This is a genomic window from Ferrigenium kumadai (assembly GCF_018324385.1).
Taxonomy (GTDB): domain Bacteria; phylum Pseudomonadota; class Gammaproteobacteria; order Burkholderiales; family Gallionellaceae; genus Gallionella; species Gallionella kumadai.
The window spans coordinates 1,846,104-1,860,353 of record NZ_AP019536.1 but is presented as its reverse complement, the minus strand read 5'-3'; the positions used below and the strand labels follow the sequence as shown (position 1 = coordinate 1,860,353).

14 protein-coding genes are annotated in these 14,250 nt (G+C 53.0%); 5 read left to right on the top strand and 9 right to left on the bottom strand.

Annotation, left to right across the window (positions count from 1 at the left end):
• Positions 1-6 precede the first annotated feature (6 nt).
• On the top strand, positions 7-1,191 hold the full coding sequence (locus FGKAn22_RS08860; protein ID WP_212785290.1) for a glycosyltransferase: 1,185 nt from the start codon (positions 7-9) through the stop codon (positions 1,189-1,191).
• A 7-nt stretch (positions 1,192-1,198) separates the two neighbouring features.
• Here the strand turns inward: FGKAn22_RS08860 and FGKAn22_RS08855 are convergent, their stop codons facing one another.
• Entirely contained in the window at positions 1,199-2,137 is a 939-nt protein-coding gene (locus tag FGKAn22_RS08855) for a glycosyltransferase family 2 protein (protein ID WP_212785289.1), read from the bottom strand.
• Positions 2,138-2,283: 146 nt separating this feature from the next.
• Between FGKAn22_RS08855 and FGKAn22_RS08850 the strand changes: the two genes are divergently transcribed.
• A complete protein-coding gene (locus tag FGKAn22_RS08850) occupies positions 2,284-3,246 on the top strand; it encodes a glycosyltransferase family 2 protein (RefSeq protein WP_212785288.1) in 963 nt (320 codons plus the stop codon).
• Between the two features lie 153 nt (positions 3,247-3,399).
• Here the strand turns inward: FGKAn22_RS08850 and FGKAn22_RS08845 are convergent, their stop codons facing one another.
• From FGKAn22_RS08845 to FGKAn22_RS08810, 8 genes are all read right to left on the bottom strand, one after another.
• Complete coding sequence (locus FGKAn22_RS08845; protein WP_212785287.1) at positions 3,400-4,329, bottom strand: NAD-dependent epimerase/dehydratase family protein; 930 nt, start codon at positions 4,327-4,329, stop codon at positions 3,400-3,402.
• A 12-nt stretch (positions 4,330-4,341) separates the two neighbouring features.
• Positions 4,342-5,577 (bottom strand): glycosyltransferase family 4 protein, encoded by a 1,236-nt coding sequence (locus FGKAn22_RS08840; RefSeq protein WP_212785286.1) that lies wholly within the window; start codon positions 5,575-5,577, stop codon positions 4,342-4,344.
• Positions 5,578-5,608: 31 nt separating this feature from the next.
• Positions 5,609-6,568 (bottom strand): glycosyltransferase family 2 protein, encoded by a 960-nt coding sequence (locus FGKAn22_RS08835; RefSeq protein ID WP_212785285.1) that lies wholly within the window; start codon positions 6,566-6,568, stop codon positions 5,609-5,611.
• Positions 6,565-7,758, bottom strand: coding sequence for a glycosyltransferase family protein (locus tag FGKAn22_RS08830; RefSeq protein ID WP_212785284.1), 1,194 nt, complete (start codon positions 7,756-7,758; stop codon positions 6,565-6,567). The genes FGKAn22_RS08835 and FGKAn22_RS08830 overlap by 4 nt, the downstream gene beginning before the upstream one ends.
• A gap of 49 nt (positions 7,759-7,807) precedes the next feature.
• Complete coding sequence (locus tag FGKAn22_RS08825) at positions 7,808-8,542, bottom strand: glycosyltransferase family 2 protein (RefSeq protein ID WP_212785283.1); 735 nt, start codon at positions 8,540-8,542, stop codon at positions 7,808-7,810.
• An 85-nt stretch (positions 8,543-8,627) separates the two neighbouring features.
• On the bottom strand, positions 8,628-9,839 hold the full coding sequence (locus tag FGKAn22_RS08820) for an ABC transporter ATP-binding protein (RefSeq protein WP_212785282.1): 1,212 nt from the start codon (positions 9,837-9,839) through the stop codon (positions 8,628-8,630).
• Entirely contained in the window at positions 9,829-10,638 is an 810-nt protein-coding gene (locus FGKAn22_RS08815) for an ABC transporter permease (RefSeq protein WP_212785281.1), read from the bottom strand. The genes FGKAn22_RS08820 and FGKAn22_RS08815 overlap by 11 nt, the downstream gene beginning before the upstream one ends.
• A 182-nt stretch (positions 10,639-10,820) precedes the next feature.
• Positions 10,821-12,239 (bottom strand): M48 family metallopeptidase, encoded by a 1,419-nt coding sequence (locus FGKAn22_RS08810; RefSeq protein WP_212785280.1) that lies wholly within the window; start codon positions 12,237-12,239, stop codon positions 10,821-10,823.
• A gap of 112 nt (positions 12,240-12,351) precedes the next feature.
• Here FGKAn22_RS08810 and FGKAn22_RS08805 point away from each other — a divergent pair, with 112 nt between their 5' ends.
• From FGKAn22_RS08805 to FGKAn22_RS08795, 3 genes are read left to right on the top strand one after another with little or no spacing between them, the layout of a single operon-like run.
• Positions 12,352-13,650: a serine/threonine-protein kinase gene (locus tag FGKAn22_RS08805; protein WP_212785279.1), complete on the top strand. Its 1,299-nt coding sequence runs from the start codon at positions 12,352-12,354 to the stop codon at positions 13,648-13,650.
• Between the two features lie 3 nt (positions 13,651-13,653).
• A complete protein-coding gene (locus FGKAn22_RS08800) occupies positions 13,654-13,968 on the top strand; it encodes a rhodanese-like domain-containing protein (protein WP_212785278.1) in 315 nt (104 codons plus the stop codon).
• A complete protein-coding gene (locus FGKAn22_RS08795) occupies positions 13,968-14,201 on the top strand; it encodes a sulfurtransferase TusA family protein (protein ID WP_212787197.1) in 234 nt (77 codons plus the stop codon). The genes FGKAn22_RS08800 and FGKAn22_RS08795 overlap by 1 nt, the downstream gene beginning before the upstream one ends.
• Positions 14,202-14,250 lie beyond the last annotated feature (49 nt).

Below are 14,250 nucleotides of genomic sequence, written 5' to 3'. Positions count from 1 at the left end.
GTCCTGGTGCTGACCTCCACCTTCCCTCGCTGGCAAGGTGACAAGGAGCCGCCGTTTGTTTTCGAGCTTTGCCGGCGGCTTGGTGACAAGTTCGATGTCGTTGTCCTCGCCCCTCATGCCCATGGCGCTGAACGTTTCGAGAGTGTTGATGGCATTGAAGTCGTGCGTTTCCGCTATTTTTTTTCCCGATGGGAAAGATTGGCCTATCAGGGAGGGATCCTTGCCAATCTCAAGCGCAGCCGCTGGTGTTATCTGTTGCTGCCGTTTTTCTTCATCGCGCAACTCATCGCGCTGTTGCGAATTCTGAGGCATCGGCGCATCGATGTGATTCACGCTCACTGGATCATCCCGCAAGGGCTGACGGTCGCGATTTCCGGACTGTTCACGAAAAACATGCCGCCCTGGATTTGCACTTCGCATGGCGGCGACCTGCTGGGATTGAACGGCTGGCTGCTAAGCCCGATCAAGCGCTGGGTCATCCGCTGTTCATCGCTGCTTACGGTAGTCAGCAAGGCGGTGGCGGATTGTGCCCTGTCGCAAGGTGTGGAACCCGAGCGGTTGCATACCATCTCCATGGGCGTGGACACCAGAAAGCTTTTTGCGCCATCCCCAGCGACCCGGCGCACGGACAATGAAATATTGTTTGTCGGGCGCCTGGTCGAAAAGAAGGGATGCGCACATCTGCTCGATGCGATGCCGATAATCCTCGAGCGGTACCCGGACATGCGGCTTAGCATCGTCGGGGATGGCCCTGTGGAAAATGCCCTGAAGCAACAGGCGGCTCGACTCGGGATCGCCCACGCAGTCACTTTTCTTGGCTCGCTAAACAATTCGGAAATCTCCGAACTATATAGACGAGCAACAGTTTTCGTAGCGCCTTCCATTGTCACAGCCCAAGGAGATCAGGAGGGGCTGGGGCTGGTACTGGTCGAGGCATTGGCCTGCGAATGCCCGGTCGTGGCGTCCGACCTGCCGGCTATACGGGATGTCATCGTTCACGGGACCTCAGGTTGGCTTGTGCCGCAGAAAAATCCGCGAGCTATTGCCGGAGCGGTGGTGGAACTGTTGGCCGAACCAGGGCTGCGCAGGCAACTGGCCGCCAAAGGCAGAGATTACGTATCACGAAATTTCGATTGGTCAATTGTTGCCGCACGTTATGGTGCATTGCTCGAAAAACTGGCCGGGCAATAATGGCTTCTCAGGTTGGCCGGCGTTCGCCTTTGATGCCGTCGACCAGCCCTTTCAGAATTGATTTGAATTGACCGGTTCGCTGCACGTCGAACAGTGAGAAATAGAAAAACGTGAATAGTATCTTAAGGAAATTATTCAATTTCCAGGCGAACGGTACGTGCTTATAGCGATAGAGCCATAGACTGTTGCGCACTATGTAATAGTGCCTTGGGGGGCTGCGGCGCGGCATGTGCCGCCATCCGAAAAGCCAGTAACGGATCACCGCATCGCCCATGTAGTGCTCGAGAGCACCACCGCAGAAGCCGTAACATGCGTACCCCAACGATTGGGCGCGCATGAACCATTCCGTATCGACGTGATCAACGAAGAATTGTTCATTGAACGGCCCGATGTCTTCGAATGCGGAAATGGGAATGAAACTGCCGGACGAGTTCAGATAATCGCAGGGAAGCAATCCATGGGTCGATACCCCACACTTGATCTTGTCCCAGTGTCCATTGTGCATGCGATAGAACCCCAGTTCTTCGCCTGAGCGCGGATCGAAGATCTTCGCCCCGATCGCGGCAATCTTTTCGCCGGAATGTTGCTTCTCTTTCATTGCCAGGAGCAATCCCTCCAGAAGCCCAGCCTCGGCAATGCTGTCATGGTCGAGCAGAAGGACAAACTCGGCATCCAGGGATTTCGCCTCAGCTATTCCCAAGTTGAGTGCCGCGGCGATACCCAAATTCCGCCCCAGCGGCAGTACATGCAGGTTAGAGGAATTCGCAGCATGGTCGTGCAGGCCGGCGACGAACTGCGGCGACGATCCGTTATCCACTACAATGACTGCCGGCGATTGAGCAAGAGACGCATCCAATACACGATGGAACTGTGCTGCATCCGGGTTTAGCGTGACAATGACGCAGGCATGCGATATTCGACGGTTGGTGTTGCCAGAATCGGACATTCTTCATTCCATGTTGGATGTAAAGCACAGTGAGGCGGGAGCGGCCAATCCCGGCTAGTACTCGGTGCGTTCAGTATAGTGGATTATGGTCCATCGACAGTTCATTAAGAAGATTTCCGTCAAACGAATTAGCAGGGTTGTGAGGCATGCCTTCCATACATCAGGTTCCAGATAAGAGTGGTACGTTGAAATCCTCATCCGTTTGCGCGGTAGTGGTGGCATATTTCCCGGATCAGGGTTTTGATCAGCGGCTTCATATGGTGCTTCCTCAGGTGGGGAAGGTGGTGGTCGTAGATAACACGCCTGAGGAGGACCGCATTCTTGGACTTAAAGAGTTTTATGGGAATGATGCACGAATATCCGTGATTGAGAATCCAGCCAATGTGGGTATTGCGGCTGCGCTAAACCAGGGGTTGGCATTCGCACTCGAATATGGCTACGAGTGGATCATCACGCTCGATCAGGATACGAAATGCTACCCCAACATGGTGCAGACGCTTCTCCAGGTATATGAGGCTTGTGGGGCAAAGCCTGCAGTGATTGGAGGGAATTATTATGATTTACGAAAGGGGCGGTTGCGGCTTCCCGCGGGGGAGGGGCTGTTCCTTGAGCAGAAGGCAGTTATTACCGCTGGTAGCCTGATCAACACAAGTCTGGCTCGTGCAATTGGCGGCTTTCGCGAGGATTATTTTATTGATCAAGTGGATCACGAGTTCTGCCTTCGGGCGCGAGCTAATGGATACCGCGTGTTCATTAGCCGAATTCCGGTGATGGAACATGGTATAGGTGGCGCGGATTCCCCTCTGATACCGCTGCTCGGTATTGTTCTTCCTGATCATTCTCCATTGCGCAAGTATTACATCGTACGCAACACGCTTGTTGGTGTAATGGATTACTGGAGGCACGAACCCCTATGGTGTTTGCACCGATTGGCGCGTCTGCTGTTTGAGCTGGCGTCGATAGTTGTATTGCAGAAAGACCGATTCTCCAAGCTCCATGCATTCGCGGCGGGTGTGATGGACGGTATGCTTGGGCGCATGGGGCCTTGCCGAAGGGAATGGCTCTGTCGACAGCCTTGTGCAAAGAATGAATCCCCCTCGATTCACTAGACACTATCCGGCTTTGTAAAATGTCGCTTCTGGGGGGGCTTACCGGGATTCCTTGGGAGAGCAAGATGCGCCGGGATGCCTGCTGATCAGGACGCGTTTGAGAGTTCGGCTTGCTGCCTTTGCGCTTCACTGCGCTAGCTTCGGGCATAGAAGTTAGTGTTTATGCTCATTCATCCATCGTGCCATTCGGGCAAGCCCTTCGGTAAAAGGTACTTGAGGGCGCCAGTCGAGCGACTGAGTTGCCAGAGAGATGTCCAGGACGTTTCTTGGTACGTCAAAGGGGCGTGGCGGAAGGTATGACCTATTTACGGAGCGCCCCAATAACCGTTCAATAGCAGTCAGAATTTCGTTCAAACTTAGTCCCGCCCCGCTTCCAATGTTTAAAACTCGGTTGTTGCCGTCATAGGTCATGGCTTTTACAAGGGCGGAAACGGCATCACTTATGTAGAAATAATCACGCACCACTGAGCCGTCCCCCCAGATTTCGATCAGCTCGTTGCGTAGTGCTTTGTGCAGGAACACTGCAACCGCCCCTTGCGCGGCCGAAACGCGTTGTCGTTCGCCGAAAGGATTGGAAAGACGTAGCACGCAGTAATCGAGGTCGTACAAGTGCTTGTACAGGGACATGTATTTCTCGATGGTCAGCTTGCTGATGCCATAGGAGCAGACGGGGTCTGTCGGATGGGATTCCGGAATCGGGAGTTCTTGTGGAATGCCATAGACAGTACCGCCGGATGATATAAAAATCACCTTTCTGATCCCATTCTTTCGTGCGGCGTCGAGCAACTGCAATGTGCCGATGACATTGGTCTCGATATCGTAAACAGGGTTTTCGTTTGAGGAACGGGGCAGGGTTGTTGAAACCAGGTGAAATACTATTTCACAGCCCTTTATTGCCGGAGCAAGGTCATCAAGATTGAGAAAGTCCCCCTCAAAGCGATTAACTGCCTCATGTTGAGCAATGTGCTGAGGCAGAACCAATCTTGGGCGATCAAACAAATTTACATTATGTCCAGCTGCAACCAACGCTTCTACTAGATGCAGGCCGATGAAGCCCGCCCCGCCGATAACACAACAGTTCATATCCCCACCTCCTCAGGCTGTGATGGATTCCATTTCTTGAAAGAACGATACAACTTTCTCGGATTCTGATTCCCAGCTTGTTGCCCTGGCAAACCTGGAGGCGTTCTCAATCAACTGTTTTCGTTTGTTTTCATTGACGAGAAGATCGATGATCGCGTCGCATAAGGATTCCGGGTTCGGGTCGGCCAGCAGGGCGTTGTTTTCATTCAAAAGCCATTCGACGTTCTCCCCTTTGTTGCTTACGACGGGACACCCACATGCCATTAACTCCAAGGGAAGAAGCGAAAGATTTGTCAACGACAGCACTAAGGCAACATCACATTGGCTGTACAGGTCCGGAAGGTCATTCACCGAGACATTCCCTGCATCAATGTGCTTAAACGGTATTTGATAGGATGAAGAGTCCCATCCTGCTAACACGAACTCAATATCGGGGTGGCGCTCTGCGACTCTGTGTAAAGCCAATATGCCAAGTTCAAAGCCACGTCGTGGTGTAACTGAACGGGCATAAAAAAATACTCGTTTCTGATGGGGGGCTAGCCGCTTGCGTGGATAATACAAATGGTGATCGAATGAAAATCCCATCGAGACGGTTTTCATCCCGTATTTATCAGCCAACTTGGTCGCCAACCAATCTCCGGCAGTAATTCCGAGTAAGCCCATGCGATAAGTCGCTTCTGCGAAATAATAATCGCTGCCATGTGCATAAAAATAGGGCTCGTAATCTTGCACAAAATAACAACGGTGTTGCGTCGCCATAAAATTTCGAACGGTGTACGCAGTAATCCAACTGGTAGCCACTGTGAACTTCGCTGGTTTCAGGCTGCATTCCCCGATGCTTACTTCCGCCTCTATTGGAAAAAAATGTTTTCTGATGACATCTCGCGCTTCCTCGCCGGTGCAAAAGAGCGTGTAACCGACGATGATTACACGGCAACGAAAACCTCTTTTCTCTAAATGAGAAATGAGCCTGAAAATATTCAGGTGCCCGCCGGACCCGACTCTAAAGTCAGGGATCACCCAGTTGATTGTCTGGGCATCCATATTATCCGGATCCATTGTTTCGCCAATTGAGCGATTGTTTATGAAGTCGTAGGTTTTAACAATATCCGCGGCTTTGCTTCTAGGCTCGAGCCTGATGAGTAGTCGACCTCCATATATGTACTCAAACCACAGGAATTTAACCATGCCCCATGCGCCGAGCTTGATTCGTAGCAAGTTTAATAAACGAATTTTTCTAATCAACACGTTGGGGTTCCATTCGGAAGTATGAGTTGCATTAACTGGCCTGAAGCGCCTTATCTAGAGAAATGGTGCGTACCATCCATTTCGGGAGCCTTTCCCATTTTGTGCCGAGATAACGTCCGACCATGCGTGAAAAATTGAGGAATGGGATTGTCACTATCTGGCGCAATTCGTCGACGCCGTGGCAATTGCTCGCCACGTACTGAGTGTCTGCAGCGATGGAGTAAAGTATGGTGGCCAATAGATGGGCAATCGTGGGGCAGGATTTATATCCGAAGAGTCGATTCAAAGCCATCGATTCATCAAAGGCTCTACGCCCAGCCTCAATTACTGAATAGTTGTGAGAATGGTAGACCACAGCATTGTCGGCATATGCTTTGGCGAAACCTGCATCTATGATGGTTTTGGCCCAAATTTGATCTTCAGCAAAATCGACGTCGGGATATGGATACTTGACCCACACACTACGACGCAAGCAAGCATTGTTGTCGGAAAAAAAATGCATCATCTGCCGGTAGCCTTCTTCTCGCTCATATCGTTGCTCATCATCAGACCTTCTGATAACGGATGGCCAGCGCAAAAAATGATCGAAGTGCAGCTTCAGATCCCTTTTTAGGCAGGGGCGCGCTTCAGGGTAGGGCAGATGGCGCCCAAATGCACCGGCTACATCGGGAGCTCGTTCAACTGCACTTACCAGATTGAATAGCCATTGATTGTTCGCCGGAAGCGCGTCCTGAGTGATCAGGGCGATGAATTCCCCGCCGGTTTTTGAGATACCCAGATTTCTCGTTCTGCCATGGCCGAATTCGGCAGGAGGAATAGACAGTACCGGGACACTTCGCTGTTTGCAATTTTCCACTGTGTCATCAGTTGAGCCAGAGTCGATCACCAGGATTTCAAATTCCCAGGGTGTTTCTTGTTGGAGCAGTGCATCCAATACTTTGGCAAACGATGGCCCGCCATTCTTGGTGGGAATAACAACAGAAGCTTTCATTTTTTCATAAGAACTGCTTTGATCAGTTGAGGGAGGTTGGCGAGGAGCCTCAATGGCTTGGTAATTTGCCACGAATATGTTGATGTTAGACGTTGAATCTCTGCATCTCGTCGTCGAATTTCCTCATTCAGTATGTTGACCTTGTATGTGTCAGCCGAGGTTTGGCGCGCTATTGCCAAGCGCTTATAACAGGCGTGTTCCAAGATGAGTTGTTGATACATTGAACCGGAATTGGGAATGGAGAACGGCTCATAATTAAACATTTGCTTGAGATTTCGTTCAAGATCAAAGTGGTTTTTGGCGAATTCATGATGCTCCTCAAGTTGTTCCACCGCCTTCTCAAAGCCTGCATCGAGTTCATGGATGATGGAGTGGCTGTCTTTTTTTGAGAAGCCGCGACCTGAAAAGTTGTTGCGGTAAGCCAAGTCGAAGTTATGCTTGTTTAGCCAGCCCGGGCCGCCAAAATGATCATAACAATAAACCGGGATTTTTAAGGCGAAACAGTATTGGACTGTCTTCCCTATGGAAATCACCGCATCGTAGTTCATCAATTCGCCAGGGGTGACCAATAGGGGCTCGCCCTTTATTCCAATGTGCCGAACCTCCCGCCCGGCTTGCTGGAGTATGGAGATAAGTTCGGTGATCTCTTTGGGAGGGTGATTACTTACCAAAGCGATTTTTTTCGGTTGTGAGGGATAGTTCGCTTTGGATACCTTCCAGAAATGTTGCGGTACAGAATTAGGAAATATCTTGACCGAGCCTTCTGGCAACCCCCGTTCGCTTAAGATGTGGTCTGCATTTTCCCGGGAATTGGCAAGCAACAGGGTGACAGAGTCTAACAGCGCAGGAACTGCCTCAAAAGGTTCGTATGGGGAGAGGCTGCAATAGATCAGCTTGCTTCCAGTGATTTTTCTGAATAGGACGATTTCATGAAAAACGGGCAAATGGTGTATCCAGACCAAATCGAAATGCTGATTATCGATAGGCAGTTCTGTTTCAAGTAGATTGAATAATGGGATTGACCTTGAGTGGAATTCCCAGATCATAGGCTCCCCGGTCAAGATCGCGGCTACGGTTACCTCCCAGCCCATGGACATCAATGTGGTGGCGAGTTCCAGTGTGGAAATCTCCGAACCGGCAAAGTCGACAAGGTGGTGAGTGGCAATTAAAGCACGATTCTTTTCAGCCATTGAGAGATTGAATCCGTGTGAATGAGCGGGGCTAGGTGCGTGTGCGTGGTTAGATTAATACCGCATTTGAGAAAAGATCATCTCCCCAATCGTAAAGCGGCCGCGAAAAGTCGGATTGTGTGTGTATGGCCTTGCCCTTTCGGCTTAACCACTTTTTCCCATAAGGCTCCGGCGGGAAGTGGCGGGCGTAATAGTCACATGTCTCTTCCCATTGTTGGACTGAAATGGATTTTCCATAATGTTGGCAATGAAAACTGGTGATCGCGTGGGAGACACCTTGTGGCTCTCGTGCATCCAGCCCATGATAAAAAACGGATGGGGAGTTTTTCCACAACATCAGAATTTCTCGTTTTTCCGGCCCGAATTTTCGCCGGAAATTAAGGAGGCTTCGGCCCGAAGAGTAGGGCAGGCAGTCGTCTGCAGTCATGTATGCGTCGAACAGTTGAATGCGTATCCCATCGTTTTTGTGCGACTTCATGGCGTGCAGGGTATCTCGGATATTCCCGATATACCGCTCGTCCGCATCAAAGCAAAAAACCCAGTCAGCAGATAAATGGGCGTTCAGGAGGGACAATAAAAGCCCGCGATGTCTGGTTTCTGCTTCCAGTCGCGCGTCTATGCTTGGCTCCCAGTTGGTATTGGCTACCACCATCGCGACCTTGGGGCAGTTGCGAAGAATTTCCAGCGTGCTGTCCGTGCTTGCATCATCATAGGCCACGATCGCATCAACAAACCCGCTCATATGTGACAGGGTGTCTTCCAGGATCAGTGACTCATTGCGCACCCGGATGATTCCCACTAGCAAGTGATGATGAGTGCACAAGCTCCGATTGGTGAATATAAGGTGTTCCGAATTCCTTAATTCCCAGTTATTTGGTCCAGCGGTGCTCACACGCAATCTCCCCTTCCCAGCGAGGTATCCCGTTCAAATTAAATTCCTCCATTACTTCAAAGGCCGCACAATGGTCCAATTTGTCGAACGAGAAGACGCCCGCATAGTCGCAAACATTCACCGAGACCAGATAATGGCCCGGAATAAAAGAGATTTTTGGAATCTCCAGTTTAATGCAATCATCCGGAACTTCCGGAATTACATTGTCACGTATGGTGTTGAACAGAGTACACAGGCGGCCATCGTCGTGATAGACAATGATTCCGACGCCGAATTCACTTGCATTCACTTCTTTGAAAAACGTTAGCGACACTGATATGGATAAGTTGTCGCCAACATATAGCGATTGTTTATCCAGCGAAACTTGTTTTATCGAGATTCCTGTTGTTTTGTTCGGTTCAAATACGGCCATTTCAGCAGCACTCTTTATTTGAGACCGAATTGATTCGGGAGCCGCCTGGGTGTGCGAGGCATACTCGCGGCAGATCTCTGATGCTGGCCCTGCCTTTATCAATTTGCCATGATCCAGCCAAATGGCACGTTGGCAAAAGTTTCTGACTAATGGCAGCGAGTGAGTGACCAGAAAGATCGAAAGGCCATCTTCCTGCATTTTTCGCATGGCCTGGAACGATTTGGCCTGAAACTCCATGTCCCCGACTGATAGCGCTTCATCAACGATCAGGATTTCGGGATCGACCCGAATCGAAACGGCGAATGCCAAACGCACAAACATTCCGCTCGAATAGGTGCGTACGGGTTGATCGATAAACTCGCCGATATCGGCGAATGACGCTATCTCGTCGAAACGCTCATCCATCTCATCCTTCGAGATACCCATCAGCGCACCCTGAAAATAAACGTTCTCCCTTCCGGTGAACTCAGGGTTGAAGCCGGCACCAAGTTCCAGCAGTGCTGAGATTCGGCCATTTACTTCTACAGAACCACATGAGGGTTTGAGGATGCCGCAAATCAGTTGCAGCAGTGTGCTCTTTCCCGATCCGTTGCGGCCGATGATGCCTACGGTTTCCCCCTTTTGGATATCGAAGGAAACATCCTGTAACGCGGTGAATTCGCGATGGAAATGCATGCGGCCGAGCGTAAGCGCCTGTTTTATGCGATCGGTCGGATGGCCGAAGATGCGGTAATTTTTGGTCAGGTTCCTGACCGAGATGGCAATGTCAGAGTGCATCGGCAAACTCGTCCCTGCTGTGCTGGAAGAATGCGTAACCCAGAATCGATACGATCATGCTAAAGCCCAATGCCATTCCCCATGTGCTCCATTCAATCGGCTGACCGATGATTGCGGTGCGGGAGGTTTCAATTACGGCCCCCAGCGGGTTGTATTGGTATAGCGGACGCAATATTTCGGGTACCGCACTGACTGGGTAGAAAACAGGAGACAGGAACAGCAGCATCTGCACGAACACCGGCACGATCTGGGTCATGTCCCTGATGAACACCCCCCAGGCCGCCAGGAACCACGATAATCCCAAGGCAAGCAGCAGCAGCGGGATGATCAGAAAAGGGAATAGCAGGATGCTGGCATGTAGATGGCTGGTCCATGCGAGGGCGGCGAGCAGGATCAGAAAGTTGAATCCGCCGTGCACCAGCGCGGCACCGAGCGGCACGATGGGCAGTATATTCACCGGGAAGATGATCTTCTTTACGAAGCTGGGATAGCCGCGTACGGACGTCGGTGCGCGGGAAATCGTTTCGGCAAACACGTTGAAGGCGATGAGGCCGCTATAGAGCAGCAGCCAGAAAGGGATTCCGGCGTCCTGTTGCGGCCAGCGCGCCTGGAAGATATGGCCGAAGATGAAGGCGAAGACTGCCAGCATGATAAGCGGACTGAGAAATATCCACAGCACGCCGAATATCGCACCCCGGTATCGCATCAACACATCGCGCTTGATGAGCTGGCCGAGCAGGTGGCGGCTGCGCCAGATATCGGCGGGGATGCGTAGCGGATTTAAAGGCGCGGTGCTCATTGTGGTGCGGAAATGAGCGGGTAGTTGATGACTTGGTCGACGCATTGATCCCGCGTCACGCAGGCATGATGCCAGACGGTGTTCGAACTTTTTTTCATGCCGGGAATGGGGCTTGAGTGCGCTAAATAATCCAGTGGCATTATATCTTTATCAGGCTTATCGGAAGCATAAGGGATGTGGGACTATTTTTGAGGCCGAGCCTCCACCATTTCCCTCAGCTCCCGCAAATCGCTTTCTATGGTGGACATCTGGTAGAAGCTTCCCCCCGCCTGTTTTGCCTGTTCCAGTTGTTCGATGGCCGCGTACAGGTTGCCTTGCCAGGCATAACTGTAGGCTTGTGCCTGGTGTTGTTCCAGGCGCTTGTCCAGTATGGCGTAGCCGTGGGCTTGCAGGTCGTATAGCGTTGTATCGCTGGGGTGGCGGGTGAGTTGCTCTCCGATCAGCTTGACGGCGGTGTCGGCCTGGTTGGTTTGCAGCAGAAGCTCGGCGTAGTCATAGATCAGTGCACGATGCTGCGGGAAGTTCTGTACCGCGTTGCGGTAGAACGCCAGTGCTTCGGTATCGTTCTTCGCTGCGCGCTTCACCTTTCCGGCGAGGGTTTCGACCATCGGGTTATTCCTGACCTGCTTGCGCAGCGTCGCCAGTTCCTGAGTGGCGCGCTCGATCTCGTTGTTGCGCAACAGCGCGCCGACCAGGCCATAACGTTGTGCGACGGGATTGCCATATTTCTGCGTACCCAAGGCATCGTTGAAGTAGGTGATGGCATCCGCGGCGGTCTTCTGGCTGGCAATGAGCTTGGTGCGTACCAGCTGGAAGTTCAGGCTATCGGGAAGCAGGCGGTACGGTTGTTTCTGGACGCGGTTCTCGATATCGGCGACGCGCTCGCTGGTGATCGGGTGGGTACGCAGGTAACCGGGGGTGTTGCCCTCCAGAAGGCGTGTGGCCTTTTGCAGCCGGTCGAGGAATTCCGGCATGGCGTGGGTGTTGAAGTTCGATTTCTGCAAAATCTCGAAGCCGATGCGGTCCGCTTCCTGTTCGTGAGTGCGGGTGTAATCCAGCTGTTTCTGAAGGGCGCGCGCCTGCATACTGGCGATGGCCGCCTGCGAAGCCTGCGAGTTGCTGCGCGCGGCGAGGATGGCGACGGCGAGCGCGGCCATCGAGGCCAGACTGTCGTTTTGCTGGCCTGCCACCATGCGAGCCGTATGGTGCTGGGTGACGTGGGCGATTTCGTGACTGAGTACCGCGGCGAGTTCCGATTCGCTCTGAACCGTCAGCAACAGGCCGCTGTTTACGCCGATGAAGCCGCCGGGCATGGCGAACGCATTGACGTTGTAATCGTCGAGCGCGAAGAATTCGAAGCCCAGACCGGGCTCGGCGCTGTTCTCCACCAGCCGGTATCCGAGCTGGTTGAGGTAGTCGTTGATCTCGGCATCGTTGAGGAACTGTTTGCTGGCGCGTATCTGCAGCATGCTCTGCTGGCCGATCTGGCGTTCCTGCAGCGGTGTGAGTACGGTCTGCGAGACATCGCCCAGATCGGGCAGTCCTTCGCTCACGGCACAGGGCGAAAAACATAGCAACAGCAGCAATGGCAGTTTTTTCATGGCATCTATGATAGTTGCTTTTGCCCTTGGTTCACACCCGGAGTTTGCTGCAATGTGGACTTTGCGCGCCAAAGTGCGCAGAATTGCGCCGTTCCGGACAATAAAAGCCAAAATGGACAAGATCGGCAAATACGAACTCGCTCGCGAAATCGGCCGGGGTGCGACCAGTACCGTTTATCTGGCCACCGATACCTTCAGCAAGCAGCAGGTCGCCATCAAGCTGTTCGACATGAACAGCTTGCGCGATCCCAATCGCGCCAAGGTCTATCGTAAGCTGCTGATGACCGAGGCCTCGCTGGCGGGCAAGCTGTCCCATCCACACATCGTGAAGATACTCGATGCGGTGATGGAGGGTGACGTCAACTACATGGTGATGGAATATGTGGAGGGCGACACGCTCGACCGGTATGCCGAGGTGGATCACCTGCTGCCCATCAGCACCATCGCGGAGATCGTCTATAAGTGCTGCAAGGCGCTCGAGTACGCGCAATATCAGGGCGTGATCCACCGAGATATCAAGCCGGCCAACATCCTGTTGCAGGGCGAGACCGACATCAAGATCTCCGATTTCGGTTCCGCCGCGCTCCAGGATGCCCAGACCACGCAGGTGTCGGGTGTGGGGTCGCCGGCCTACATGTCGCCGGAGCAGGTGCAGGAACTGCCCCTGACCCATCAGACCGACATCTATTCGCTGGGTGTGGTGATGTACAAGCTGCTGAGCGGCAAGCTGCCGTTCGATGCGAGCAATAACTTCAGCATGATCTACCACATCCTCAACATCGATCCGCCACCACCTAGCGCGTTCCGCCCGGAAACGCCCCCGGAGCTGGATGCCATCGTCCGGCGCGCGATGGAGAAGGATACGGCGAAGCGTTACCCGACCTGGGACGAGTTTGCGCGCGATCTGGTCGGTTTTTTCAGCCATGTCGTGCCGGCACAGAATGAAATCTTCGATACCGAGAAATTCGATACCTTGCGCAGCCTGGCGTTCTTCAAGAATTTCAGCGATGTGGAACTATGGGAAGTGTTGCGCATCAGTAGCTGGCGCAAAGTGCCGGAGGCGGAATACATCCTGCGCGATAGCGAGGATGGGCGCTCTTTTTTCATCCTGGCGCAAGGCACGGTGCGGGTACTCAAGCAGGGCAGGCTGCTCAGCCTGTTGCGTAGCGGCGATTGTTTTGGTGAAATGGCACACCTCTCCGAGCACGCTTTCAAACGAAGTACCGACGTGATCGCCAAAAACGACGTGGTGCTGATCGAAATCGATCCCGATATGCTGGCCAATGCTTCGACCGGTTGCCGTTTCCAGTTCAGCGACGCATTTTTGCGCATGCTGGTCAGGAGGCTGGCGGTGGCGAACACCCGTATCTCGCACTTGCTGGCGGATCAAATTCAAACAGAAAAGGAATAAGTAATGAGCAGTTTCAAGAACCTCAGCGTCGCCGAACTGGAAGCGATGTTGCAGAAGGGCGGCTTGCGCCTGGTGGATGTGCGTACCGATGCGGAGGTCGCGCGCGGCAAGATCCCGCAGGGCGAATCCATCCCTCTGCACCTTATCCCGTTGCGCCTGAGCGAGCTGGACAAGAACGCGCCGACCGTATTCTATTGCCAGATGGGCGGGCGTTCGGCGCAGGCCGCGGCATTCGCCGCCGCGAACGGCTTTGTCGACGTGTACAACCTGCAGGGCGGCATCACGGCTTGGGCGCAGGCGGGACTGCCGGTCGCATGATGAACTACGATGTCGAACTGGATGTGCGCAGGCTGGCGTGTCCGTTGCCCATCCTGCGCGCCAAGAAATCGCTGTCCACGATGAACAGCGGACAGGTGCTGAAAGTGGTGGCAACCGATAAAGGAGCGCCCAAGGACTTCGCCGATTTCTGCAAAAAGACCGGCAATGAGCTGCTCTCCTCGACCGAGGAGAACGGCGAATTCGTATTCCTCATCCGACGCCGCGCAGTCTGATACCCCCTCATCAGGCAGGACGGGGGCGCATGGCGCCCCTGCACTGAAG

Bases quoted from the DNA above. Each gene is read 5' to 3' on its own strand.
- FGKAn22_RS08855 (WP_212785289.1), bottom strand. From the start codon at position 2,137: ATGTCCGATTCTGGCAACACCAACCGTCGAATATCGCATGCCTGCGTC.
- FGKAn22_RS08850 (WP_212785288.1), top strand. From the start codon at position 2,284: ATGCCTTCCATACATCAGGTTCCAGATAAGAGTGGTACGTTGAAATCC.
- FGKAn22_RS08845 (WP_212785287.1), bottom strand. From the start codon at position 4,329: ATGAACTGTTGTGTTATCGGCGGGGCGGGCTTCATCGGCCTGCATCTA.
- FGKAn22_RS08835 (WP_212785285.1), bottom strand. From the start codon at position 6,568: ATGAAAGCTTCTGTTGTTATTCCCACCAAGAATGGCGGGCCATCGTTT.
- FGKAn22_RS08830 (WP_212785284.1), bottom strand. From the start codon at position 7,758: ATGGCTGAAAAGAATCGTGCTTTAATTGCCACTCACCACCTTGTCGAC.
- FGKAn22_RS08820 (WP_212785282.1), bottom strand. From the start codon at position 9,839: ATGCACTCTGACATTGCCATCTCGGTCAGGAACCTGACCAAAAATTAC.
- FGKAn22_RS08815 (WP_212785281.1), bottom strand. From the start codon at position 10,638: ATGAGCACCGCGCCTTTAAATCCGCTACGCATCCCCGCCGATATCTGG.
- FGKAn22_RS08810 (WP_212785280.1), bottom strand. From the start codon at position 12,239: ATGAAAAAACTGCCATTGCTGCTGTTGCTATGTTTTTCGCCCTGTGCC.
- FGKAn22_RS08805 (WP_212785279.1), top strand. From the start codon at position 12,352: ATGGACAAGATCGGCAAATACGAACTCGCTCGCGAAATCGGCCGGGGT.
- FGKAn22_RS08800 (WP_212785278.1), top strand. From the start codon at position 13,654: ATGAGCAGTTTCAAGAACCTCAGCGTCGCCGAACTGGAAGCGATGTTG.
- FGKAn22_RS08795 (WP_212787197.1), top strand. From the start codon at position 13,968: ATGAACTACGATGTCGAACTGGATGTGCGCAGGCTGGCGTGTCCGTTG.